This is a genomic window from Salinibacterium sp. ZJ70, assembly GCF_011751865.2.
In the GTDB taxonomy this organism is placed as follows: domain Bacteria; phylum Actinomycetota; class Actinomycetes; order Actinomycetales; family Microbacteriaceae; genus Homoserinibacter.
Map to the genome: position 1 here is coordinate 536,245 of NZ_CP061770.1, position 19,770 is coordinate 556,014.

A 19,770-nucleotide genomic window follows, 5' to 3' on the forward strand; every position below is an offset into this window, starting at 1 on the left:
AGCTTAGAGCGCCTCGATCACATAGTCGATGGCGGACGTGAGCGTGCGGACGTCGGCCGGGTCGATCGCGGTGAACGTCGCGATGCGCAGCTGGTTGCGGCCGAGCTTGCGGTACGGCTCCGTGTCGACGATGCCGTTGGCGCGCAGCACCTTGGCGATCTGGGCGGCGTCGACCGTCTCGTCGAAGTCGATCGTCACGACGACCTGCGAGCGGTGATCCGGGTTCGACACGAACGGCGTCGCGAACGGGCGCTCCTCGGCCCAGGCGTACAGGTGGCTCGACGACTCCTTCGTGCGCGCATCCGCGAACGTCAGCCCGCCGTTTGCGTTCATCCAGTCGGTCTGCGCCTCCATGAGCAGCAGCGGCGCGATCGCGGGGGTGTTGAGCGTCTGCTCGAGGCGCGAGTTGTCGACCGCGTTCTTCAGGCTCAGGAACTCGGGGATCCATCGCCCCGAAGCCGCGATGCGCTCGATGCGCTCGATGGCCGCGGGGCTCATGAGGGCGAACCAGATGCCGCCGTCGGCCGCGAAGTTCTTCTGCGGCGCGAAGTAGTAGACGTCCGTCTCGGTCACATCGAAGTCGATGCCGCCCGCGGCGCTCGTCGCGTCGATGACGGTGAGAGCGCCGTCGTCGCCGTGCACGCGGCGGACGGGCGCCATGACGCCCGTGGAGGTCTCGTTGTGCGGCCAGGCGTACACGTCGACGCCCTCCACGATCTCCACCTCGGCGCGCGAGCCGGCGGGCGAGGAGACGACGTGGGGCGCCTCGAGGAACGGGGCGGAGGCCGCCTGGGCGAACTTGGAGCCGAACTCGCCGAACGTCAGGTTCTCGCTGCGCCGCTCGATGAGCGAGAAGGCGGCGGCGTCCCAGAACGCGGTCGAGCCGCCGTTGCCGAGCACGACCTCGTAGCCCTCCGGAAGGCGGAACAGGTCCGCGACGCCAGCGCGCACGCGTCCGACGAGCTCCTTGACAGGCTTCTGGCGGTGCGAGGTGCCGAACAGCTCGGCATTCGCCTGCAGGTGCGCCAGCTGCTCCGGCCGCACCTTGGAGGGACCGCATCCGAAGCGGCCGTCGACGGGGAGGAGTTCGCGGGGGATCTGCAGCTCAGGCACATACCGATTCTAGAGACGCTTCATGCCCCCGCGAACCGGCTGTCGCCCGGAAGAGCGTCGTGCACTCGCGGTAGGCTGAGAGGAACGCGCTGGGAGGCCACGATGACCGATCTCGTCGACACGACGGAGATGTACCTTCGGACCATCCTCGACCTGGAAGAGGAGGGGATCGTGCCTCTGCGCGCCCGCATCTCCGAGCGCCTCGGGCACTCCGGCCCCACGGTCTCGCAGACGGTGGGACGCATGGAGCGCGACGGCCTCGTCGTCGTCGAAGGCGATCGCCATCTGGCCCTCACCGAGGAGGGTCGCCGCCGCGCGATGCACGTCATGCGCAAGCACCGCCTCGCGGAGCGCCTGCTCGCCGACGTCATCGGACTCGACTGGGCGTACGTGCACGACGAAGCGTGCCGGTGGGAGCACGTCATGAGCGAGCAGGTGGAGCGCCGTCTGCTCGAGATCCTCGACCACCCCACGGAGTCGCCCTACGGCAACCCGATCCCCGGACTCGAGGAGCTCGGCGGCAAGCCAGCCCGCAGCTTCCTCGACGGGGTCGTCAACATCGTGCACCGCGTCGCCGATGCGGCTGAGCCCGTCACGGCGATCGTGCGCCGCCTCGGAGAGCCGGTGCAGTTCGAGCCGGAGCTGCTGGCGCAGCTGCGCGACGCGGGCGTCGTGCCGGGCGCCGTCGCGACGATCGCGGCAGTCGGCTCCTACGTGTCGATCCAGGTCGACGGATACGGCGACGGGCTCGAGCTGCCCAACGAGGTCGCGCACCACATCTACGTCGAGGTCTGAGCGCCCGCTTCCTGTGGATTCGCGCAGTATCCGTCCCCATGCGCGCTTTCGACGCGAGCGCCACCGCGGATCTCGCATACACTCGCCACGTCCCTCAACCGGCTAGGAAGGTGGAGGGCCGCACCGCAGGGCGTCTCGTACACCCATCCTCTGCGGCGTGACGTGACATACGAAAGGGATGGGGCCGTCACCTCGAGCGGCCGAGACGCGGGAGACACCTCTTGAATCCGAGTACCCGACCCAGCCGCTCCGTCGGCTCCCCCTCCGCCCGCAGCCACCGGGCCACCTCGATCCGCAACCTCGCCGTGATCTCGCTCGTCGTTCCGGGCCTCTTCGCCACCGTCGCGATCCCCGCCTACGCGTACACGCCCGCACCCACCGATGAGTCGGCCGCGAGCGAGGCGCTCGCCGCCATCCGCGAGGACGGCGCTCAGGAGCTCGCCGTCGACGACGTGCAGCTCGCTGTCGCCGCGCGCGACTCGTTCGAGACCGTCTCGGCTGCTGAGCTGCGCCGTGCCGCGCAGCGTGCCTCCTTCGCCTCCTACTCGGGGCCGACCGCGCGCGACTACCTCGCGAACCCCCCGTACCCCAACTTCTCGCTCGACCAGGTCGTCGAGGTCGCGTTGCAGTACCAGGGCGTTCCCTACGTCTACGGCGGCAGCACGCCCGCAGGCTTCGACTGCTCGGGCTTCGTGATGTTCGTGTATTCGCAGTTCGGCGTGAAGCTGCCGCACTCGTCTCGTGCGCAGGGGTCGGGCGGAACGCTCATCTCTCGCGAGGATGCGCGCCCTGGCGACGTGGTCGTCATGGACGGCGGCGGCCACTCGGGCATCTACATGGGCGGCAACACGATGATCCACGCCCCGCGCCCCGGCAAGTCCGTCGAGGTGCACAACATCTGGGACAAGAGCGCCTGGTTCGTCCGCTACGGCATCTGAGCCGTCGGATCGCACCCCCGAAGCGACGCCTGATCTCGGTCGGCGTCGCTTCGGTTTTTCTCCGCCTCCCGGGGTTACTCTGGGTTCTCGGAGATTCTTCGGATTCGGGAGGGCTCATGACGACCGCACGATGCATCCGCACCACGGATGCGCGCGCGTGCTCGCTCATGCGGCTCAGCAGGCGGCCGGATGTGCACTGTCACACGTCCGGGATCGGTGAGGCGCTGTCGTTCGCGACGGCGCCTTTCGTGTCTGCAGCCCGGGTCCGCATCTCTCCGGAGTGATCGACAGCCTGCAAGCCGTGCAGGCTCCTCGAGAGGAGTGACGGGTGCACACCACCTTGGTTCTGAACGCCGGATATGAGCCGCTCGCGGTCGTGTCCTTCAAGCGCGCGCTCGTGCTCGTGCTGAACGAGAAAGCGGTCGTGGTCGCTCGCGATGATGAGCACCCGGTGCGTGCGGCGAGCGGCGAGTGGGATCGGCCGTCGGTGATCCTCCTCACGCGGTACGTGCGGATCCCGATGGGGCGCGCCGTGCCCGTCTCGCGGCGCGGCGTGCTGCGCCGTGATGCGCAGCGATGCGCCTACTGCGGCGGGCACGCCTCGACCGTCGATCATGTGGTGCCGAGGTCGCGCGGGGGAGCCGACTCGTGGGAGAACCTGGTGGCGTGCTGCCTGCGGTGCAACAACGACAAGGGCGACCGCACCCCGCACGAGATGGGCTGGGTGCTGCGCTTCACTCCGCGGATGCCTCATGGCACGACCTGGCTCGTGCGGGGGGCCGAGCGGCCCCTGCCTCAGTGGGAGGAGTTCCTCGCGCCCGCGGCGTGAGGTGCGAACCTGGCAGAACCCTGTGTGACAAGGCTGTCTGCCCCTGGGTTGAGGGGCGTTATCAAGACGTGACATCGGCGGCCAACTCGCGTAACCTCGGGTGAGTTGTCGACCCGGAGACTGCTATCAACGTGACTGACTACGAGACACCCACGACGGGGTACCCACCCCGAATCGCGGATCAGTCCTCGGTCGCGCCCGTCTCCGGAGAGCATGTGACCCGCCGCTCAATGCGTGAAGCCGAGCGTCGGGCAACGGCTGGGCCCGTGGTCGACGAGTCACCGTTCGGGCTTCCCCTTCTCCCGCTGGCTCCGCAGGCGTCCGCCGCGCCGCAGCCTGTCGCGTCCGCTCCTGAGAGCGCTCCCGCGCCCGTGCACCCCGTGCAGTACGCGTCGCGGCGTTCCGCCCGCGAGGCCGCCTCGGTCCCTCCCGCTCCTCCGGTGGCGCCGTTCGCCGCCGAGCACCCGGTGGTTCCGCCCGTCGCCGAGCCGGCCCAGCGGGCACCGCGCTTCTCGGGTCGTGGCGAGCGCCGCGCTGCGCGTGTCGAGCGCCGGTCGTCCCAGGTGCGCCACCCGTCCCGTCAGAGGGCGACGGCAGCAGGAACCATGGTGCTCGTCGGCGGGCTGTTCGTCTCCGTCGCGCTCCCGGCGTACGCCTCCGGCGACTATTCGCCGCTCAGCGAGACGGCGGCTGAGTCTGCTGCCCCCGTGCAGGCGCAGATGCTCGCGATCGACACCGAGGCGGCAGCAGCGGTCGCCCCTGAAGCGCGGGACACCTTCGAGGCGATCAGCCCCACGCAGCTGCGCGGGCTGTACCGCGATGCGCTCCGCCAGCAGAACATGACGGCGTACCAGGCGTCCGGTGCGCGCGAGCTGGGCGATGACTACCCGTGGTACGCGGAGCTCACCAAGGGACAGGGTGGCGGGCTGTCGCCGCTCAACTACTACTACCGCGAGTGCGTCGACTTCGTCGTGTGGCGTCTGAACCGCGACGCCGGCTCCACGGCGGCCCCGTTCAAGTACACGTGGTCGAACCTCACCCCGGGAGCGGGCAGCGCCCGCTCGTGGAAGCGCCAGTGGGAGCAGCACGGCTGGGAGGTCAGCTCCACCCCGCAGGCTGGCTGGGTCGCGTGGTTCCCGGGCGGCAACCACGTCTCGTACGTCAACTCGGTGCTCTCGGACGGCTCGGTGCTCATCGAGGAGTACAACTGGGGCCCGCACCTGTACGGTCAGCGGATCATCCCCGCATCCGACGCGCTCTACCTCGCCCCGCCGCCGCGCTGACCCGCGACGTCCGGCTGAACCGCGGCGCGACCTGGTCTTCAGCGCGCGCCGCGTAGACTTCTGCAGGTCGGGCTTCGGCCCGCCCGCCTCTGTAGCTCAATGGAAGAGCAGTTCCGTCCTAAGGAAAGGGTTGGGGGTTCGAGTCCCTCCAGGGGCACCATAGAACGCTTACGAGAACCAGAGTCCAATTCCACCGGCTCTAGTAGGTCTTCTCCGGTTCCACTGCGATCCGCGCCCACGCTTTCAAGCGATGGGCGCTTTTTGCATCCGAAGCGAGTGCCGCCCGTACCCTGCAGCCGGTTCGGGATCGTTGCTGCTCAAGTTTCTGTCACCCGTCGTGAACGGGCGGCGTTCGCTGCCAGTTCCAGCGGTGAGATGGCTGTGACGACGTGCGGTGTCAGGCGAGCGACAGAAAGAGCTTCTCCAGCTCCTCCGTGTCGGCGTCGGTGGTCTCGGGGTTGGTCAGGCACTCCCTGAGGTTGGTGGAGATCACCAGGAACCCTGCGCGGTCGAGCGCCTTCGAGACGGCGGAGAGCTGCTGCACCACGTCGCGGCAGGGGGCGTCGTCTTCGATCGCGCTGATGACGGCGGCGAGCTGCCCCTGCGCACGCCGCAGGCGATTGAGGATCTTGCGCTGCGCTTCCGGGTCGTGGGCGGCGGTGGGGAGGTCGGTGCTGCTCATGGTGTCCTCTCGTGATGACGCTCTCCAGGATACCCCGTAGGGTATAGAACATACCCCCAGGAGTATAGGAAGGATGGTGGCGACATGTGTCGACCCACCTCATGCCGCACGTGCGGCAAGACCACATGGGCCGGATGCGGTCAGCATGTCCAGGCGGTGCGCGCGAGCGTTCCCCGCGGCCAGTGGTGCGCCGGACAGCACTCGGACGCGGAGATCGCCGCGGCGCGCGCCACCCGGGGCGGGTTCTTCGCTCGACTCTTCGGGCGGTGAACTGAGCGCGAACGAGGCGGAGCCACTCGCCGAACAGCCCCGAGATCGGCCCGCGCTGAGGGGGCCGAACGCGAGGCTCCGCATCGCACGGACGCGCGCACGCGGATTGCCCCCGGAGGGGGGTGCACCCGCGGGGCCGGTGCCCCGTAACATGTCGAGTGATATGGCCCGCAACGACCGCAAACGCGCCCGCGACCTGGCAGAGACGCTCGCATGGGCCCTTCGCGAGATGAGCCCGCGCGTCACCGCGCTCCCGGCGAATCCCGACGGACTCGAGCATGGAGTCGCGGTCGAGGTCGTGCCCGGCTACCGCGTGATCCTCTTCCCGCACGGCGCGCGCTGGCGCGGACTCATGGTGCAGTACGAGGCCGCGAGCGGCCATGTGCTGCAGACGTTCGAGCACCAGTCGGGGGTCGACACGGATGAGGAAGCCCCGCGCTGGGCTGCGTCCGTCATCCGCGATGTGCTCGTGTCACTGGTGACCGGCGGCGTCGCCCCCGAGCACGCCGAGCTCGCGGCGGAGCGGCTCACCAAGGTCGACGGCGTCATCCCTCGCCTCTAGCCTCCGTTGACGGTCGTCGTGTCGTCGACGACAACAAGTGGCACCGGCAGCTGGAGGCGTACGAGCGCTTCACCGAGCGCAACCACGCGATCACCGTGCGCGACGCGCTCACCGCTCGCCTGTGACCCCGCGGACGGGGGGAGCGCTCCCTCCGCGCCCGCGGGGTAGCGTCATTCCATATGACGGATCTTCGTGAACGCATCCCCGCGCAGGCTCTCATGGAGAAGGTGGTCTCGCTGCGCGGAACCCCCGACCTCAAGGATCTCCCGCTCGGCATCGTGAAGCCGTCGGCTGACGCGCTGTCGTGGCTGCGGGGCGTGCGCGGCGAGCAGGAAGCCGTGCGCCGCTTCGACAAGCTCGGAGCTGGATGGACCGTCATGCACTCGATCCCGGTCGGCGAGAAGGACAGCGACATCGACCACCTCGCCGTGGGACCGGGTGGAGTGTTCGCGATCAATTCGAAGCGACACGTCGACAAGAGCGTGTGGGTCGCGGGCGGGCGCCTGCTCGTCAACGGACATCAGCAGGATCACATCCGCAATTCCGCGTACGAGGCGGCGCGCACCGCCAAGGCTCTCGCTGCGCGAGGGATCGACGTCCCCGCCCGCGCCGTCGTGGCGATCAGCGGGGCGAAGAGCATCACCATCAAGGCACCCGCCAACTGGAAGGGCCGGCCGGTCGACGTCGTGTCGATGCGTCAGCTCCCGCGTCTGCTCACTCGCGCGCGTGTTCTGGACGACCATCAGGTCGCACGAGTCGTCGACATCGTCTCGCGCCCCGAGACGTGGAGCACGCGGGTGAGGTCGCCGGCCGAGGTGGAGGGGATGCTCGCGGCCTATGCAGCGATCGACCGCGGCGTCGATCGCTGGCGGATGCTCGTGATGCTCGTTGTTCTCGCCGGACTCGCCGCCCTTGTTGGTCTGAGTGCTGCGCTCGCGAGCGGGGCGCTGACCCCGTTCCTCACAGACTGAGCCAGAGTGCGACGGTCGCCGCGACGACGGTGACCGGCGCCGCGAGGAGCCCGAGCAGCATGTAGCGGCGCCACGAGAACTCGACGCCGTGCGAGCGCAGACGGTCGTGCCACAGCAGCACGGCGAGGGATGCCCACGGCGTGATGAGCGGGCCGGCGTTCACGCCGATGAGCAGAGCCGCGATCCGCGCGGGGGAGTCCGCGACCTGCTCGAGCGCGAGATAGGCGGGCAGATTGTCGATGAGGTTCGCTCCCACGGCACCGGATGCCGAGAGCCGCAGGAGCGCCCCCAGCGAGTCCCCGGTTCCGGTGATCGCGCCGAGCGCCTCGGCGAGGCCTGCCGCATGCGCCGTCTCGACCACGAGGAAGAGACCGCTCGCGAACAGCAGCAGACCCCAGGGCACGAGCCGCACGTGCACCGAGCTGGGCGCGCGCACCGCGAACACGGTGAGGAGCACGATGGCCGCTGCGCTCGACGGGATCCACACAGGCATGCCGCTCACGAGCAGCGGGATGAGCGCGGCGACGACACCTGCCGAGACCCAGAACAGCAGCGGATCGTAGGGTGCCTCACGCGCGACCCGCACGTAGCGGGTGCCGATCTCGCGGCGGAAGACGATCGCGATGATGACGCACGGAACGACCACAGCGACGATCGCGGGAGCGGCCATGAGGGCGGCGAAGCGCGCCGGATCGGAGAAGCCGAGCGCGTGCTCCGCGAGCAGGTTCGTGAGGTTCGAGACCGGCAGCAGCAGCGATCCGGTATTCGCGAGCCACACGGTCGTGAGGGCGAACGGCAGCGGCGGGTAGCCGTGGTGCCGCGCGAGGATGACGACCACCGGGGTCAGCAGCACCGCCGTCGTGTCGAGCGACAGGAACACGGTCGCGGTGACGGCCAGGGCGACGATGAGCAGCCACAGCGCCCAGCCGTGCCCTCGACCGAGGCGCGCGAGACGCTCCGCGACGGCGGCGAAGACGCCCGCGCGATCCGCGAGTTCCGCGACGATCGTGACGGCGACCGCGAACAGCAGAACCGGCCACACACGTTCGCCGATCGCGAGGGCGTCGCCCGCGGGCAGCAGGCCGGTCGCAATCGCGACCGCGCCGAGCCCGAGCAGGGCCATGCCGATGATCGCGAGACGCACCGGATGAGCGTAATCCGCGCGAAGCCGCGTCACGCGCGACAATGGGGTGTGGATACCGCCGCCATCGAGACCGCCGACCTGTCCGACCGCCGAGTGCTCGACGTCCTCGCTGAGCACCTGGCCGAGATGCACGCCACGTCGCCCGCGTGCAGCGTGCACGCGCTCGATGTGTCGGGTCTGCAGCGCCCCGATGTCACGGTCTGGGCGATGACAGACGGCGATGCGGTGCTCGGCACCGTCGCCCTCAAGGAGCTCGATCCGGCGCACGGCGAGCTCAAGTCGATGCGCACGGTCGCGGCGGCACGCGGACGCGGCATCGGCCGGCGGCTGCTCGCGCACGCCCTCGAGGAGGCGCGTCGGCGGGGCTACCGCCGGGTGAGCCTCGAGACCGGCTCGCAGGAGTTCTTCGTCCCCGCGCGCACCCTCTACGCGCGGGCGGGCTTCGCCGAGACGGGCCCGTTCGGGGACTACGTGCCCGACCCGCTCAGCGTGTTCATGACGATCGAGCTCACCTCATGACCTCCGGCGGGGGAGCGGCGGCGCCCCGCCGTCGACCGGCGATGCGGGTCGCACTCGCGGTGCTCGGCGTTGCGGCATTCGCGCTCGGGGTCGTGCTCATCGTGCGGCCGACGACCTCGCTCGGCACCATGGCGTGGCTGCTGGGCATCGCCCTGCTCGTGCAGGCGGGAATCGAGCTGCTCTCGGATCGCGACACCGAGCGGCGCTGGACGCGGATCGTGTCCGCGATCCTGTGGGCGGCCGCGGGGATCGTGGTGCTTGCGCTGCCCGGTCTGACGGTGCGCATCGCGACCGTCGTGGTGGCGGTCGCGCTCATCATCCGGGGCGTGCTGCAGCTCGGCTCGGTGGTGCGCGCCGGGCAGAGCGTCGACGCCCGCATCGCGGCGGGCGCCGTCGGCGCCGCAACCGTCATCGCCGGTGTGCTCGCCCTCACCTGGCCCGACGTCACGGCGCTCCTCGTCGCCGTCGCGTTCGGCGGCCTCCTCATCGTCACCGGCATCCGGATGCTCGTGCTCGCCATTCGCCGGCGCCGCGCCGCGCGCGTCGCGCGCGAGCGGCCACTGTGGGCACGGTGGACGCGCACCGTCGCAGCTGTGCTCGCCCTCGTCGTCGCGATCGCGGGTGCCGGATTGAGCATGCGCCTGACCGGCGGCGCGCCCGGTGTCGACGAGTTCTACGCGTCGCCGCGCGACGTTCCGTCCGAGCCCGGCGAGCTCATCCGCGCTGAGCCGTTCGAGCGCGGCGTCCCGGACAACGCGCACGCCTGGCGCATCCTCTACACGACCACGACGGGCGATGGAGAGCCTGCCGTGTCGAGCGGCCTCGTGGTGGTGCCGCGCGACGGCGACGGCGACTGGCCCGTCATCGACTGGACCCACGGCACCACGGGCGTCGCGCGGCAGTGCGCCCCGTCGCTCGCCGACGAGCCGTTCGAATCCGGTGCGCTCTTCGCGCTGCCCGAGGTGATCGATGCCGGATGGGCGCTCGTCGCCACCGACTACATCGGGCTCGGGGGAGAGGGGAAGCACGCCTACCTCGTGGGCGCGGATGCCGCGCATGCGGCGCTCGACGCCGTGCGCGCCGCACGCGAGCTCGACGAGGCGGATCTCGGAGCAGACACGGTCGTATGGGGGCACTCTCAAGGCGGTGCCGCGGCCCTGTGGACCGGGGCGGTCGCCGACGACTACGCCCCCGACGTTCCGCTCGCGGGCGTCGCGGCTCTCGCGCCCGCGGCCGATCTCCCCGCGCTCGTCGACAGCCTGGAGACCATCACGGGCGGCAGCGTCTTCGCGTCGTTCGCGATCGCCGGATTCACGACGGCCTACCCGGATGTGACCTACCGCCAGTACGTGCGTCCCGGCGTCGAGGTGACGGTGCGCGAGATGGCGACCCGCTGCCTCGCCGAATCGAGCGTCCTCGTCTCGCTGGCCAACGCGCTCGCACTCACGGGAGACCCTCGGGTGTTCCGCGTCGACCCCACGAGCGGGCCGCTCGAGCGCCGCCTCGTCGAGAACATCCCGCCCGCCGAGGGCTCCGCGCCGCTGCTGCTCGGGCAGGGTTCCACGGATTCCCTCATCACCCTCGACGCGCAACGCGGCTACGTGGAGTCGCTGTGCGCCGCCGGGCGCGACGTCGACTTCCGGGTATACGAGGGCCTCGACCACATCCCGCTCGTCGAACCCGGTTCACCTGCGATCCAGGAGCTGCTCGCATGGACCGCGGACCGGCTCGCGGGGGTGCCTGCGCCGACCGGCAGCTGCGCGCCGCCGGAGTGACCGCGCCGGAACGCGCCGCGTCGCCTCCCGGAATCTCTCGGGAGGCCGACCTATCGTTGCCGTGTGTGGCCTGCCAATCGTCGGGATGATGACACCGGGGACAACCCGGTGATTCCCAATGCGTCTTCGCAGTCGGCCGCGTCGCCGCTGCTCTCCCCCGCCCCCGCCGCCCGTGCGGTGGCCGACCCCGCGCGTGCCGCGTGGCGGGAGGAGCTCGCCGGGATAGGCGGCCCGTCACCGCTGCTGCACTTCACCGACTCGCCCACCACGCGCATCGAGCTCTCGACCACCCACCCGGGCGGACTCGCACGCTTCATCACGGGCAAGGCGACGCTGCTGTCGCAGCTCATCCGCGACGACCTCGCGCTGCGCTCCGCGCGCGTCGCCGCGGAGCGCATCACGGCGAAGAGCCTCGAGCTCTCGACGACCCGCGGCCTCGACGTCGTGCACCTCGGAATCGGAGTGGTCCGCTGGACGCACGAGCGCGTCGACCACTGCGCTCCGCTTCTGCTGCGCCCGCTCGCGATCCGCCGCCACGGGCGCGACTTCGAGCTGCGCCTGAAGGGTGCAGCTCAGCTCAACCCGGCGCTCGCTCGCGCGCTCGAGACCCAGTACGGCATCTCACTCGACGCCTCCACCTTCGTCGCGCTCTCGGATGACGACGGCACGTTCAAGCCCAACGCCGTCATCGACCAGCTGCGTCGCCTCACCGGCCACCTCGGCGAGATCCTGGTGCAGCCGCGCCTCGTCGTCTCGACGTTCCACGAGGTCGCGCACGCCATGACCTCCGATGCGGCGGATCTCGACCACCTCGTGCTCGACGCCGTCGCGGGCGACGCGACTGCCAAGTGGACGCTCGAGGAGAGCTACCACCCGGTCGAGCACATCGACCCGGATCGCCGTGACCCCTCGACGGATGCGCTCCTCCTCGACGCCGACGCCGAGCAGGAGCGCGTCGTCGCGCAGATCGCTGCGGGCAACTCGCTCGTCGTGCGCACGATGCCCGGCACCGGATCCACCCAGACGATCGTGAACGCCCTCGGCGCACTCGTGGCGCAGAACAAGCGCGTTCTCGTCGTGGGCCCGCGTCGTGCGAGCCTGCGCGATGTCGCCCAGCGTCTCACCGAGGTCGGGCTCGCGGGCGTCGCCGTGTCGCCGTCGACGCTGCGTCGCGATGTCGTGCGCGGCATCGCGCGCGCCGAGAAGGCCACGCAGCCGCAGCTCGCCGAGGTCGACGAGGCACTCGTGCGCCTGCGCAGTGTGCTCATCGACTACCGCGAGGCGCTCTCGCGACCGGATCCCGCGCTCGGCGTCTCGGTGTCCGACTGCCTCGCCGAGCTCTCGCGTCTCGCGCTGCTTCCGCATGCGCCGCGCACCACCGCGCGCCTCAGCCCCTCCGCCGTGGCGCGTCTCGCCGACGACCGCGCGGCTGCCGCCGCGACGATGGTCGAAGCAGCTCGCCTCGGCGAGTTCCGCTACGGCCCGGGGGACTCTCCCTGGTACGGCGCACAGTTCGCGAGCGGGGACGACGCCCTGCGCGCCCACGCGATCGCGAAGAAGCTGAGCGCAGAGACCCTCCCGCGCCTCCTCGCGCGCGCCAACGAGGTCATCGGCAAGACGCGCATGCGTCCGTTCACGACGATCGCCGAGCTCGACATCTACCTGCGTCTGCTCCACGACCTGCGCGACACGCTCGACCGCTTCGAGCCGGGCGTCTTCGACCGCTCGCTCGCCGAGCTCATCGTCGCGACCGCGCCGCGCCGCGAGGCACCGGAGATGTCGGCCACCAACCGCCGCCGACTGAAGAAGCTCGCGCGCGAGTACGTTCGCCCCGGCATGCACGTCTCCGACCTGCACGACGCGCTCACCTCGATCCAGCACCAGCGCATCCTCTGGCAGCGCTACGTCGCCGTCGGCGTCACACCGGAGGTGCCCGCGGGCGTCTCGGATGTGCAGGTCGCGCTGCAGCAGGTCGCCGCGGATCTCGCCGAGCTCGACGCGCCCCTCGGCACCCAGCTCGCGAACCTGCCGCTGCACCAGCTCGTCGATGTGCTCGCACAGCTCGCGGTCGAATCGGATGTGCTCCTCAACCTGCAGGAGCGCAGCAACCTCATGAAGAAGCTGCGCGACCTCGACCTCGAGCCGCTCATCCTCGACCTCGCTGAGCGTCATGTGCCCGAGGAGCAGGTGGCCGCCGAGCTCGAGCTCGCCTGGTGGCGCTCCGCGTTCGACGGGCTGCTCACGGGCGACCGCGCACTCCTCGGCGCCAAGACTGAGGTGCTCGAGCGACTCGAGGCGGACTTCCGTCTCGTCGACGAAGCGCACCAGCAGGGCAACGCGGGCCTCCTCGGATGGCAGCTCGCCGAGAACTGGCGCATCGGCATCGTCGACTGGCCGGAGGAAGCGGCGGCGCTCAAGCAGCTCATCCTCACCGACGAGCTCACCTCCGAGAGCCTGCAGCGCCTCGCACCGCACCTCTCGCGCACGGTCGCGCCCGTCTGGCTCGCGTCGCCCTACGAGGTGCCCGAGGTCGCGGATGCGGTCGCCATCGACGTCGTCATCCTCATGGATGCCGGTGCCACGACCATCGCCGAGAACGTGGGCGCGATCCGTCGGGCCAAGCAGGTGGTCGCGTTCGGCGACCCCGTGACCCAGACGCCCGCGCCGTTCCGCATCGGCCTCGCCGAGGGCGAGGAGCCCGTCGCCGCCGGCTACCCGTCCCTGCACCGGCCGATGCCCCTCGGTCGACCCGAGGTCGCCGAGGTCGACGAGAAGGGCTCTGCGGAGGCGGATGCCTCGGACGACGTCGAGCTGATCGAGCCTGACGAGACGACGACCGCGGCTCCCGGCGACGACCTGCACGGCCAGTCGGCGTTCGCGCGCCTCGCATCGGTGCTCCCGTCACTCACTCTCACGCGCAGCTACCGGGCGGGAGGCGAGGATCTCGCCGAGCTCGTCAACCGCCGCTTCTACGGCGGACGCATCGACGCCCTCCCGTGGGCGGGGTCCTTCCTCGGCCACGGCAGCCTGTCGCTCGACTTCATCGAGAACGGCACGGGCCTTCCCGATCCCGACAGCGGCGCCGTCGAATCGGTCGATGCCGAGGTTGCGCGCGTCGTCGAGCTCGTGATCGAGCATGCCGCCACGCGCCCACGCGAATCGCTCATGGTCGTCACGGCGTCGGAGAAGCACGCCGTGCGTGTCATGAACGCGGTGCTCGCGCAGATGTCGAGCCACCAGGCGCTCAGCGAGTTCCTGCTGGGGGAGCGCACGGAGCACTTCGCCGTGCTGCCCGTCGAGCGCGCTGTCGCGCAGAGCCGCGACCGGGTGATCTTCTCGATCGGCTACGGTCGCACCCCGCACGGCCGCGTGCTGAGCGACTTCGGTGCGCTCGGTCAGCCGGGCGGCGAGCGTCTGCTCGCCGTCGCGATGACCCGTGCCCGCCGCTCGCTCGTGATCGTCACCTGCGTGCAGGCCGACGACCTCGATGAGGAGCGGATGAAGCACGGCGCCGTCGCGCTCGCGCAGCTGCTGCGCGAAGTGGCCGCACGTCGCGCCGAGCCGCCGCTGCCCGACGACTCCGATCCGACGCTCGTCGATCTCGCCCGTCGACTCGAGGCGCGCGGCCTCCGTGTGGCTCTCGGCCACCGCGGCAAGCTCGGCCTGGTGGTCGCGAACGGCGGCAAGTGCATCGTCGTCGACACCGACACCGTGTTCGAGGGTCGTGTGCTGCGTGAGGCGCTGCGTCTGCGACCCGAGGTGCTGCGTCGCCTCGGCTGGCACTACACGCGCGTGCACGCCTTCGAGCTGTTCGCCGATCCGGATGGCGTCGCCGACCGCATCGCGCGGTTCGCCGGCCTCGCTGGCGGACCGATCACCGAGGAGATCCCCGTCGTTGGAATCACGCACGCCAGCTGACGACCAGCTCCCCTCCGACTCAGCGGACGCGGATCGTGTCATGCCCGATCCGCAGCCCGCCGAACGGAAGGCGGCCCGTCGCCCCCATCGGCGCGTCACCACGCCGCCGCCCGCCGGAAGCGACCCGTCTCCGCTGCCCGAGCCGCCGCGCCTGCCCTCCGGCGACAACGACGAGCGGATGCGTCGCGAGAAGCCCCCGCACTACTGAGGGCATGAGAAGAGGCCGCCGCGCGGCTGCGCGACGGCCTCCATCCGGAGAAGCTCCGGTCAGATCGTCTTCTGCTCGGCGAGCAGGTCGCGGATCTCGGCGAGAAGCTGCGTCTCGGTGGGCCCCGCGTCCTCGTCGGCGATGCCCTTCTTCGCGGCCTGGCGCTCGCGCAACGTGTTGACGGGCAGCACGAGGAGGAAGTAGACGACGGCGGCGACGATGAGGAAGTTGATCGCGGCGCCGATCACCGCACCGAAGTACATGACGGCCTCGCCGCCGCTCGTCGTGGGGATCGCGACCGGCAGCGCCGTGCTGAGCGACTCGGCGTTGAACAGCGCCCCGATCGCAGGGTTGATGACGGCATCGACGATCGCGGTGACGATCGCCGTGAATGCCGCGCCGATGACGACGGCGACCGCGAGGTCGATCACGTTGCCACGGAGGATGAAGTTTCGGAAGCCCTTCACAGGTGGCCTTTCAATCTAGGAGGAGGATGGGGTGGGAGCGGCGGTCGGAGCCGGAGCGCTCGGGGCGGACGTCGACCCGCTGGAGGTCGAGCTCGCACCGGAGTTGGAGGATCCGGACCGCGAGTCGGTGCGGTAGAAGCCGGATCCGTTGAAGGTCACCCCGACCGCGCTGAACAGCTTGCGAAGCCGTCCGCTGCAGGTGGGGCATTCCGTGAGGGAGTCGTCAGTGAACGCCTGCTGGACGTCGAAGGCGTGGTCGCACTCGGTGCAGCGGTAGGAATAGGTCGGCATAGCACCCCCAGGCTACGCGAAACGCCTGATACCGCCAGGCGTGACGACGCCATCCACCGGCATGTCGTGGGATTCGGTCGGCACCTCGTCGACCAGCTCGTCGTCGTAGATCACCGCGTACACGGGAGGGCGCGTCGCCATGGAGCCGAGCATCTTGTCGAAGTAGCCTCGCCCCCATCCGAGGCGCATGCCGTTGCGGGCGATGCACGCGGCGGGCACGAGGATGAGGTCGACGTCGTTGATCGCGATCGGCCCGAGCAGCTCGCTCGTGGGCGTGGGCATGCCCAGCAGGTCCTGATCCTCATCCGCGCCGTCGTAGGGAGCCCAGTCGAGGAGCCCGTCGGCGCGCGACACCGGCAGAAGCACCTCGAGCCCGTGCTCGTCAGCCCAGCGCAGGAACCCGCGGGTCTCGGGTTCGTCATTGGTGGAGAGGTAGGCGGCGAACCGCTTCGCGTCGAGGTCGTGCACGAGCTGCACGATGTGTCGGGTGAGCGAATCGGCGGCCTCACCGCGCTCGGTGCTCGTGCGGTTGCGTCGGCGCTGACGCAGCTCGGCCCTCAGGGCGCGCTTCTGATTCTCTGCGTGGTCGCTCACAGGCCCATCGTAGGATCCTGACCCCTTCCGGGGGTGCACTGCTACGGTGGCGTTCGTGGCTTCCCGTATAACGAAGGCTGTTGTCCCTGTCGCTGGGCTCGGAACGCGGTTTCTGCCTGCGACCAAGGCGATGCCCAAGGAGATGCTTCCGGTCGTCGACAAGCCCGCGATCCAGTACGTCGTGGAGGAGGCCGTCTCCGCCGGTCTCACCGACGTGCTCATGATCACCGGGCGCAACAAGAGCGCTCTCGAGAACCACTTCGATCGGGTGGGCGAACTCGAGGCCGTCCTCGAGCGCAAGGGCGACGACGAGAAGCTCCGCAAGGTCGACTACTCGACTCACCTCGCCGACATCCACTACGTGCGCCAGGGAGATCCGAAGGGGCTCGGCCACGCCGTGCTCCGCGCGAAGATGCACGTGGGGCAGGAGTCGTTCGCGGTGCTTCTCGGCGACGACATCATCGACGCGCGCGACCCGCTGCTGACGCGGATGCTCGACGTGCGCGAGGAGCTCAACACCACCGTCGTCGCACTCCTCGAGGTCGACCCGTCGCAGACCCACCTCTACGGCATCGCGACGGTCGAGCCGACCGACGACGACGATGTCGTGCGCATCACGGGCCTCGTCGAGAAGCCCCCGCCCGGGGAGGCGCCGTCGAACTTCGCCATCATCGGCCGCTACGTGCTGCGCCCCGAGATCTTCGAGATCCTCGAGCGCACGAAGCCCGGCAAGGGCGGTGAGATCCAGCTGACCGATGCGCTGCAGGAGCTCGCGACCGGTCCCGACTGGGCGGGCGGCGTGCACGGCGTCGTGTTCCGCGGACGCCGTTACGACACCGGCGATCGACTCGACTACCTGAAGGCCATCGTGCAGATCGCGGTCGACCGAGATGACCTGGGCCCGGATTTCAGCTCCTGGCTCGCGGACTTCGTCGGACGCTCCGAGGGTGACCGCTCGTCCTGAGCGCGCACCCTGGGTAGTCTGACGCCACAATGGCTACGCCCACGCTCACCGACGGTCCCATCCGAATCCGTCCGATCCGCATCCGCGACGCTCGTCCACTCGAGAACGAGCTCCTTCGCAACCGCTCGTGGCTGCGGCAGTGGGAGGCGAGCAACCCGCACGGGCAGGGCGGCTTCGATGTGAAGGCGTCGATCCGCTCGCTGCAGTCGAACGCTCGCGCGGGAGGCGGTCTGCCGTTCGCGATGGAGTACGACGGCGAATTCGCCGGGCAGCTGAACGTCTCGGGGATCACCTACGGCTCGCTGTCGTCGGCGACCCTCGGTTACTGGGTCGCGGAGCGCTTCGCCGGGAAGAACATCACGCCGACGTCGGTGGCGCTCGCGACCGACTACTGCTTCTTCACGCTGGGCCTGCACCGCATGGAGATCTGCATCCGCCCCGAGAACGCCGCGAGCCTGCGTGTGGTGCAGAAGCTCGGCTTCCGCTACGAGGGACTTCGCCGGCGCTTCATCCACATCAACGGCGACTGGCGCGACCACTTCTGCTTCGCGCTCGTCGTCGAGGAGGTGCCGACCGGCGTGCTGCGGCGCTGGAAGGATGGGCGTGCTTCCGAGTCGGCGGCGCGCATCCCCGAGCACGACCTGACGGCCGCGACGCGGCCCCTGCGCCTCGGCTGAGGCAGGCGTGCGGCGCGCCCTGCGCGTCGCAGGGTGACGAGGCTCGTACGCTGGGGGAATGGACTTCTCGGGTGCGGGCACAGCGATCATGCTGGCGCTCGCAGCCGTGCTCTGGTTCGTCTACCTGGTGCCGTCCTGGGTGCGTCGCCGTGAGTACCTCGCGACCGAGCTCAACGCCACGCGTCTGCAGCGCACGATCCGTGTGATGGCGGAGGCAGCCGAGGCGCCGCAGGAGATCCAGCTGGAGCTCGCCGCGCGTGAGGCTGCCAAGCACGAGAAGCTGCTGCGCCAGGAGCAGCGCCGCGCCGAAGCCGAGACGCGGGCCGAGCTGCGCGCCGCAGCCGCGCGCGCCCGGATCGCCGAGGCTCGCGCCGCCGAGATCGAGCGTGCCGCTCGTGCCGCCGAAGCTGAGGCCGAGCGTGCCGCCTCGGCAGCCCTTCGCGCGCAGCGGGCGGCGACGACCGCTCGTGATGGTCTGCGTCGCGCGCGCCGTCTCGCGGGCCTTGTGCTGCTCGCCTCGCTCGTCGTCGCGGCAGTGCAGGTGTGGCTCATGGTCGCGAACGGCGCCGTCGTCGGCTCGTGGGTGGTGCTCATCGCGTGTGCGTCGGGGGCCGCGGCATCGATCTCACTGCAGAATCGCATCGTCGCGCGCACGCGATCGCTTGCGGGTGAGGAAGCTCCGGTGCGCACGGTCGCGCGTCGGACTGCATCGACGCTCATCGACGCGGAGCTCGCGCCCGAGCCGGTGCGTGAGTGGACGCCCGTGCCCCTGCCGAAGCCGCTCTACGTCGAGCGTCACCAGCCGCCGCGTGAGCCCGTCGTTCCGCCCGTGAGCGCCGAAGCGCTGCTGCGCGCGGCCGCCGAGGAAGCCGAGCGTGCGCTGGCCGCGGCGCACGCCGAGCCCGAGGTCGTGAAGTTCCCGGTACGCGCTGCCGAGCCCGCTGCGGTCGCCGCGCCGGCCCCCAGCCGCTTCGCCTCGATGGGGCGCGTCGACGCATCCGCAGTCGAGTTCGACCTCGACGAGATCCTGCAGCGACGTCGCTCCGGCTGACGCCGCACGGCCGCCCCCTGGTCACGGGGCCCCTCCGAGGGGTGATATTGTTATCAGGCAACACGGGCCCTTGGCGCAGTTGGTAGCGCGCCTCGTTCGCATCGAGGAGGTCAGGAGTTCGAATCTCCTAGGGTCCACCATGTCAGAGCCCCGCGGTCACGCGGGGCTCTTCTGGTTTCCGGATCCATTCGGGCGGGCGATCGCTCAGCCGGCCCCCGCTACCCTCGGAGGGTGTTCGCCAGCCCGAAATCCCTGTTCCGCGTGCTCGCCTTCGCCGAGGTCGGCTCCTGGACGCTCCTCATCGTCGGCCTCATCCTGCGTGCGACCGCGGGTCTCGACATCGCCGCCACGATCGGCGGATCGATCCACGGCTTCGTGTTCATCTCCTACGGTGCGACCGCAGTCCTGCTCACCTTCCACCAGCGCTGGCCTGCGGGAATCGGCGCCGTCGCGATCGCGAGTGCGGTGATCCCGTACGCAACGGTTCCCGTGGAGCGCTGGCTCGCACGCACCGGCCGCCTCGAGGGCCAGTGGATGCTCGAGGTGCCCGCCGCGCCGGAGCGTCGCTGGTACGACGGCATCATGGTGTGGTTCCTGCGGCGCCCGTGGGTGTTCGGGCTGCTCATCGTTGCGCTCATCGTGCTCGTGTACGTGGTGCTCGTGACGCTCGGGCCGCCCATCCCCAAGAACTGAGCCACGCGGCCCTCGGAGGCGAGGGA

General features: G+C 70.3%; 21 protein-coding genes and 2 tRNA genes. 17 read left to right on the forward strand and 6 right to left on the reverse strand.

The window, feature by feature from the left end:
* Positions 1-3 precede the first annotated feature (3 nt).
* A complete protein-coding gene (gene serC / locus HCR12_RS02620) occupies positions 4-1,113 on the reverse strand; it encodes a phosphoserine transaminase (RefSeq protein ID WP_166868046.1) in 1,110 nt (369 codons plus the stop codon).
* Between the two features lie 102 nt (positions 1,114-1,215).
* On the opposite strand from serC, the gene HCR12_RS02625 reads away from it, so the two are divergent.
* The 5 genes from HCR12_RS02625 (at position 1,216) to HCR12_RS02645 (ending at position 5,118) form a co-directional block, all read left to right on the forward strand.
* Positions 1,216-1,908, forward strand: coding sequence for an iron-dependent transcriptional repressor DtxR (locus HCR12_RS02625; protein WP_166868044.1), 693 nt, complete (start codon positions 1,216-1,218; stop codon positions 1,906-1,908).
* Positions 1,909-2,129: 221 nt separating this feature from the next.
* Positions 2,130-2,846 (forward strand): C40 family peptidase, encoded by a 717-nt coding sequence (locus tag HCR12_RS02630; protein ID WP_166868042.1) that lies wholly within the window; start codon positions 2,130-2,132, stop codon positions 2,844-2,846.
* A 328-nt stretch (positions 2,847-3,174) separates the two neighbouring features.
* Positions 3,175-3,675, forward strand: coding sequence for an HNH endonuclease (locus HCR12_RS02635; protein ID WP_166868040.1), 501 nt, complete (start codon positions 3,175-3,177; stop codon positions 3,673-3,675).
* A gap of 266 nt (positions 3,676-3,941) precedes the next feature.
* The gene (locus HCR12_RS02640; protein WP_166868039.1) at positions 3,942-4,958 is read left to right on the forward strand and encodes a CHAP domain-containing protein; all 1,017 of its coding nucleotides are present in this window, start codon (positions 3,942-3,944) and stop codon (positions 4,956-4,958) included.
* A gap of 85 nt (positions 4,959-5,043) precedes the next feature.
* Positions 5,044-5,118 (forward strand) — tRNA-Arg (locus tag HCR12_RS02645).
* A gap of 237 nt (positions 5,119-5,355) precedes the next feature.
* On the opposite strand, the gene HCR12_RS02650 is transcribed toward HCR12_RS02645, so the two are convergent.
* Positions 5,356-5,640 (reverse strand): metal-sensitive transcriptional regulator, encoded by a 285-nt coding sequence (locus tag HCR12_RS02650; RefSeq protein ID WP_166868037.1) that lies wholly within the window; start codon positions 5,638-5,640, stop codon positions 5,356-5,358.
* An 84-nt stretch (positions 5,641-5,724) separates the two neighbouring features.
* Between HCR12_RS02650 and HCR12_RS13600 the strand changes: the two genes are divergently transcribed.
* The 3 genes from HCR12_RS13600 to HCR12_RS02660 all read left to right on the forward strand — a co-directional run bounded on the left by HCR12_RS13600 (position 5,725) and on the right by HCR12_RS02660 (position 7,443).
* On the forward strand, positions 5,725-5,910 hold the full coding sequence (locus HCR12_RS13600; protein ID WP_224763602.1) for a hypothetical protein: 186 nt from the start codon (positions 5,725-5,727) through the stop codon (positions 5,908-5,910).
* Between the two features lie 163 nt (positions 5,911-6,073).
* Positions 6,074-6,472 carry a hypothetical protein gene (locus HCR12_RS02655; protein ID WP_166868034.1) on the forward strand — a complete coding sequence of 133 codons (399 nt, stop codon included), beginning with the start codon at positions 6,074-6,076 and terminating at the stop codon, positions 6,470-6,472.
* Between the two features lie 179 nt (positions 6,473-6,651).
* Positions 6,652-7,443, forward strand: a complete 792-nt coding sequence (locus tag HCR12_RS02660) for a nuclease-related domain-containing protein (RefSeq protein WP_166868032.1) — start codon at positions 6,652-6,654, stop codon at positions 7,441-7,443.
* On the opposite strand, the gene HCR12_RS02665 is transcribed toward HCR12_RS02660, so the two are convergent.
* Positions 7,433-8,587 carry an SLC13 family permease gene (locus HCR12_RS02665; protein ID WP_166868031.1) on the reverse strand — a complete coding sequence of 385 codons (1,155 nt, stop codon included), beginning with the start codon at positions 8,585-8,587 and terminating at the stop codon, positions 7,433-7,435. The genes HCR12_RS02660 and HCR12_RS02665 overlap by 11 nt on opposite strands.
* 3 nt (positions 8,588-8,590) lie before the next feature.
* On the opposite strand from HCR12_RS02665, the gene HCR12_RS02670 reads away from it, so the two are divergent.
* From HCR12_RS02670 to HCR12_RS02685, 4 genes are all read left to right on the forward strand, one after another.
* A complete protein-coding gene (locus tag HCR12_RS02670) occupies positions 8,591-9,106 on the forward strand; it encodes a GNAT family N-acetyltransferase (RefSeq protein ID WP_166868029.1) in 516 nt (171 codons plus the stop codon).
* A 41-nt stretch (positions 9,107-9,147) separates the two neighbouring features.
* Positions 9,148-10,881, forward strand: coding sequence for a lipase family protein (locus HCR12_RS02675; protein ID WP_166868028.1), 1,734 nt, complete (start codon positions 9,148-9,150; stop codon positions 10,879-10,881).
* 108 nt (positions 10,882-10,989) lie between these two features.
* A complete protein-coding gene (locus HCR12_RS02680; protein WP_166868026.1) occupies positions 10,990-14,799 on the forward strand; it encodes an AAA family ATPase in 3,810 nt (1,269 codons plus the stop codon).
* Between the two features lie 40 nt (positions 14,800-14,839).
* Entirely contained in the window at positions 14,840-15,007 is a 168-nt protein-coding gene (locus HCR12_RS02685; protein ID WP_166868025.1) for a hypothetical protein, read from the forward strand.
* Between the two features lie 59 nt (positions 15,008-15,066).
* On the opposite strand, the gene mscL is transcribed toward HCR12_RS02685, so the two are convergent.
* The 3 genes from mscL to HCR12_RS02700 are packed head-to-tail and all read right to left on the reverse strand — an operon-like array spanning position 15,067 to position 16,359.
* Positions 15,067-15,474 carry a large conductance mechanosensitive channel protein MscL gene (gene mscL, locus HCR12_RS02690; protein ID WP_166868023.1) on the reverse strand — a complete coding sequence of 136 codons (408 nt, stop codon included), beginning with the start codon at positions 15,472-15,474 and terminating at the stop codon, positions 15,067-15,069.
* 15 nt (positions 15,475-15,489) lie between these two features.
* Positions 15,490-15,765 (reverse strand): FmdB family zinc ribbon protein, encoded by a 276-nt coding sequence (locus tag HCR12_RS02695; RefSeq protein ID WP_166868021.1) that lies wholly within the window; start codon positions 15,763-15,765, stop codon positions 15,490-15,492.
* 12 nt (positions 15,766-15,777) lie between these two features.
* Positions 15,778-16,359, reverse strand: a complete 582-nt coding sequence (locus HCR12_RS02700; protein ID WP_166868019.1) for a 5-formyltetrahydrofolate cyclo-ligase — start codon at positions 16,357-16,359, stop codon at positions 15,778-15,780.
* 55 nt (positions 16,360-16,414) lie between these two features.
* On the opposite strand from HCR12_RS02700, the gene galU reads away from it, so the two are divergent.
* The 5 genes from galU to HCR12_RS02725 all read left to right on the forward strand — a co-directional run bounded on the left by galU (position 16,415) and on the right by HCR12_RS02725 (position 19,744).
* On the forward strand, positions 16,415-17,323 hold the full coding sequence (galU, locus tag HCR12_RS02705; protein WP_166868016.1) for a UTP--glucose-1-phosphate uridylyltransferase GalU: 909 nt from the start codon (positions 16,415-16,417) through the stop codon (positions 17,321-17,323).
* 29 nt (positions 17,324-17,352) lie between these two features.
* Complete coding sequence (locus tag HCR12_RS02710) at positions 17,353-18,000, forward strand: GNAT family N-acetyltransferase (protein ID WP_166868013.1); 648 nt, start codon at positions 17,353-17,355, stop codon at positions 17,998-18,000.
* A 58-nt stretch (positions 18,001-18,058) separates the two neighbouring features.
* On the forward strand, positions 18,059-19,051 hold the full coding sequence (locus tag HCR12_RS02715; RefSeq protein WP_166868011.1) for a hypothetical protein: 993 nt from the start codon (positions 18,059-18,061) through the stop codon (positions 19,049-19,051).
* A gap of 64 nt (positions 19,052-19,115) precedes the next feature.
* A tRNA-Ala gene (locus tag HCR12_RS02720) sits at positions 19,116-19,191 on the forward strand.
* Positions 19,192-19,282: 91 nt separating this feature from the next.
* Positions 19,283-19,744 (forward strand): DUF3817 domain-containing protein, encoded by a 462-nt coding sequence (locus HCR12_RS02725; RefSeq protein ID WP_166868010.1) that lies wholly within the window; start codon positions 19,283-19,285, stop codon positions 19,742-19,744.
* Positions 19,745-19,770 lie beyond the last annotated feature (26 nt).

Coding starts and splice junctions, on each gene's coding strand:
- HCR12_RS02650 (WP_166868037.1), bottom strand. CDS start 5,640: ATGAGCAGCACCGACCTCCCCACCGCCGCCCACGACCCGGAAGCGCAG.
- HCR12_RS02625 (WP_166868044.1), top strand. CDS start 1,216: ATGACCGATCTCGTCGACACGACGGAGATGTACCTTCGGACCATCCTC.
- HCR12_RS02715 (WP_166868011.1), top strand. CDS start 18,059: ATGGACTTCTCGGGTGCGGGCACAGCGATCATGCTGGCGCTCGCAGCC.
- HCR12_RS13600 (WP_224763602.1), top strand. CDS start 5,725: ATGTGTCGACCCACCTCATGCCGCACGTGCGGCAAGACCACATGGGCC.
- HCR12_RS02655 (WP_166868034.1), top strand. CDS start 6,074: ATGGCCCGCAACGACCGCAAACGCGCCCGCGACCTGGCAGAGACGCTC.
- HCR12_RS02710 (WP_166868013.1), top strand. CDS start 17,353: ATGGCTACGCCCACGCTCACCGACGGTCCCATCCGAATCCGTCCGATC.
- HCR12_RS02670 (WP_166868029.1), top strand. CDS start 8,591: ATGAGCGTAATCCGCGCGAAGCCGCGTCACGCGCGACAATGGGGTGTG.
- HCR12_RS02685 (WP_166868025.1), top strand. CDS start 14,840: ATGCCCGATCCGCAGCCCGCCGAACGGAAGGCGGCCCGTCGCCCCCAT.
- HCR12_RS02660 (WP_166868032.1), top strand. CDS start 6,652: ATGACGGATCTTCGTGAACGCATCCCCGCGCAGGCTCTCATGGAGAAG.
- HCR12_RS02675 (WP_166868028.1), top strand. CDS start 9,148: ATGCGGGTCGCACTCGCGGTGCTCGGCGTTGCGGCATTCGCGCTCGGG.
- HCR12_RS02695 (WP_166868021.1), bottom strand. CDS start 15,765: ATGCCGACCTATTCCTACCGCTGCACCGAGTGCGACCACGCCTTCGAC.